Source organism: Polaromonas sp. (genome assembly GCF_018780625.1).
Taxonomy (GTDB): domain Bacteria; phylum Pseudomonadota; class Gammaproteobacteria; order Burkholderiales; family Burkholderiaceae_C; genus Polaromonas.
Genome location: NZ_JADMJK010000072.1, coordinates 1 through 2,285 on the forward strand (window position 1 = coordinate 1; position 2,285 = coordinate 2,285).

General features: G+C 64.9%; 1 protein-coding gene. It reads left to right on the forward strand.

What is annotated here, in order from left to right; all coding sequences use genetic code 11:
* Window positions 1–2,202: efflux RND transporter permease subunit (locus IV091_RS06530; RefSeq protein WP_293466685.1), on the forward strand; the 2,202-nt coding region annotated here is incomplete at its 5' end.
* Window positions 2,203–2,285 lie beyond the last annotated feature (83 nt).

A 2,285-nucleotide genomic window follows, 5' to 3' on the forward strand; every position in this document is an offset into this window, starting at 1 on the left:
GCCATCAAGGCGCGCCTGCCCGAGCTGCAGTCCGGCCTGCCCGCCTCGGTCAATGTCGAGGTGCTAAGCGACCGCACCACCGGCATACGCGCGTCGGTGATGCACGTGGAAATAGAGCTGCTGCTGGCCGTGGTGATGGTGGTGCTGGTGATCTTTGCGTTTTTGGGCAACCTGCGCGCCACCGTGATTGCCAGCCTGGCGGTGCCGATTTCGCTGATTGGCACCTGCGGCGCCATGTACCTGCTGGGCTACAGCCTGAACAACCTGAGCCTGATGGCGCTGACGATTGCCACCGGCTTCGTGGTGGACGACGCCATCGTGATGATCGAAAACATTGCGCGCTACCTTGAAAAAGGCGAGACGCCCATGGCGGCGGCGCTCAAGGGCGCCAAGCAGGTCGGCTTTACCATCATCTCGCTGACGGTGTCGCTGATTGCGGTGCTGATTCCACTGCTGTTCATGGGCGACGTCGTGGGCCGCCTGTTCCGCGAATTCGCGATCACGCTGGCGATCACCATCTTGATTTCGGCCGTGGTGTCGCTCACGCTGGTGCCCATGATGTCGGCCAGATGGCTGAAGCCGGCACACGAAGCGCACAGCGACCAGCCGGCGGGCCGGCTGCAGCAGTTTTTTAGCCGCTTTTCCACAAGCGTCATGAAACGCTACACACAGGGCCTGCACGCGGTGTTCAGGCACCAGGGCGCCATGCTGCTGGTGGCGCTGGCCACGCTGGTGCTCACGGTGCTGCTGTATGTGCTGATTCCCAAAGGCCTGTTTCCCACGCAGGACACCGGCCAGCTGCAGGCCCGGGTCGAAACCACTCAGTCGGTGTCGTATGCCCGCATGGCCGAACTGCAGCAGGCCACGGCTCAGGCGATTCTGGAAGACCCCGATGTCGCCACGCTGAGTTCCTTCATTGGCGTGGATGCCGCCAACAACACCATGCTGCACACCGGGCGCATGCTGATCAACCTCAAGCGCGCGCGCACCGGCAGCCAGCAGGACACCATGGACCGGCTCAAGGCCAGCGCCAGCCAGATCGCCGGCGTGACGCTTTACCTGCAGCCGACGCAGGACTTGACGATTGACGCCGAAACCGGCCCGACCCAGTTCCGTGTGTCGCTCGAAGGCGCCGACAACGCGACGGTGGTGCAATGGGCCGGCCAGCTGACGCAGCGCCTGCGCCAGCTGCAAAGCCTGCGCAACGTCGCGTCCGACGCCGGCTCCAGCAGTTCCGGCGCCTACATCACGGTGGACCGCGACACCGCCTCGCGCCTGGCCATCACCACCGCGTCGATTGACGACGCGCTCTACAGCGCCTACGGCCAGCGCATCGTGTCCACGATCTTTACCGAGACCGACCAGTACCGCGTGATTCTGGAAGCGCTGCCCGACCCGCTGGCCGGCCCCGCGTCCCTGGGCAATTTGCCGCTCAAGACCGGCTCGGGCAGCACCACGCCGCTGTCCAGCGTGGCGCGCATCAAGGTCGAGCCGGCACCGCTGCAAATCACCCGCGTAGCCCAGTACCCGTCCACCACGCTGGGTTTTGACACCGCGCCGGGCGTGTCGCTAGGCAAGGCGGTCGACGACATCAAGCAGGCCGCCAAGGACATCGCCCTGCCCGCCAGCGTGACGCTGACGTTTCTGGGCGCGGCGGGCGCCTACCAGTCGTCGCTGTCGAGCCAGCTGTGGCTGATCCTGGCGGCCGTGGTCTGCGTCTACATCGTGCTGGGTGTGCTGTATGAAAGCTACATCCACCCGCTGACCATCATTTCCACCCTGCCGTCTGCCGGTGTGGGCGCGCTGCTGGCGCTGATGATCAGCGGCTCCGACCTCGGGGTGATCGGCATCATCGGCATCATCTTGCTGATCGGCATCGTGAAAAAGAACGCCATCATGATGATCGACTTTGCGATTGACGCCGAGCGCCATGAAGGCAAGTCGCCGCAGGAAGCGATTTTTCAGGCCGCCCTGCTGCGTTTCAGGCCGATCCTGATGACCACGCTGGCGGCGCTGTTTGCCGCCGTGCCGCTGATGCTGGGCTGGGGCGACGGGGCCGAATTGCGGCGGCCGCTGGGGCTGGCGATTTTTGGCGGGCTGATTGTGAGCCAGGTGCTGACGCTGTTCACGACGCCGGTGGTCTATCTGGCGTTTGACCGGCTGGGGCGGCGGGTTGGGCGCAAGCAGGAGGTTGCTGCGTGAAGCGTTACGCTGGTGACTTTCGGGTGGGTCTTGGTTTCGGGGCCGGGGGTTGCCCGGCGGCAACTCACTTTTCTTTGCTTCGC